Annotated in this window: 1 protein-coding gene and 1 riboswitch; the gene reads right to left on the reverse strand. The window is 60.6% G+C overall.

The window, feature by feature from the left end; genetic code table 11:
* A partial coding sequence (moaA, locus tag B3797_RS02585; RefSeq protein WP_311790335.1) for a GTP 3',8-cyclase MoaA occupies positions 1-803 on the reverse strand: 803 nt, incomplete at its 3' end.
* Positions 791-923: riboswitch (molybdenum cofactor riboswitch) on the reverse strand. It overlaps the preceding gene by 13 nt.

Genomic DNA, 923 nt, shown 5'->3' on the forward strand with positions numbered 1-923 from the left:
TGTGCCGAAACGCGCAGGCGGTTGCAACTGGCGCAGAAGTCGCGCGAATAGGGCATAATCAGGCCGATCTCGCCGACGTAATCAGGATGATAAAAGACCTGCGCCGGTCCGTCACTGCGGCCGCGCTCGCGGCGCTGCCAGCCTTGCGCTATCAGCTGGTCGCGGATCACCGCGCCAGAGACGTGCTGCTGACGGAACAGCGCGCCGCCCTCGCCCGTCTCCATCAGCTCGATAAATCGTAGCTGAATCGGGCGGGTGCGGATCCAGTCGAGGAAGGTTGCCAGGCTGCGGCTGTTGAGGTCGCGCATCAGTACACTGTTGACTTTGACCTGCTGAAAGCCAGCCTCGAAGGCGGCGTCGATGCCCGCCATCACCTGATGGAACTTATCCTGACCGGTAATGGCGTGGAACTGGCGCGCGTCGAGACTGTCTACGCTGACGTTCAGCGCGGTGAGACCGGCATCGCGCCAGGCGGCGACGTCGCGCGCCAGCCGATAGCCGTTAGTGGTCACGGCGATCTGGCGAACAGCAGCGTTTTCACGTACGGCGGCGATAATGTCGGTAAAATCGCGACGCAGCGACGGCTCGCCGCCGGTCAGACGCACCTTTTCGGTGCCGGCCGCGGCGAAAGCGCGCGTGACGCGTCGAATCTCATCGAGCGAAAGGAAACTTTTGTTGCGCACGCCCTGGGGTTTATAGCCGTCGGGCAGGCAGTAGGTGCAGCGGAAGTTACAGACATCCGTCACCGAGAGACGCAGGTAATAAAACCGACGTGCAAATGCATCAGTAAATTGTGACACCAGAACACCTTTTCCAAATACGGGAGATGCAGGCATTTCTTTCTGCACCCTGGCAGCGCGTCGGCTGCGGCCTGAATCCCCTATCGTTTGACTTAGGCATTCAGGCTTTGAGTGTATGTCGAC

This window comes from Pantoea sp. UBA5923, assembly GCF_002431095.1.
Taxonomy (GTDB): domain Bacteria; phylum Pseudomonadota; class Gammaproteobacteria; order Enterobacterales; family Enterobacteriaceae; genus Pantoea; species Pantoea piersonii.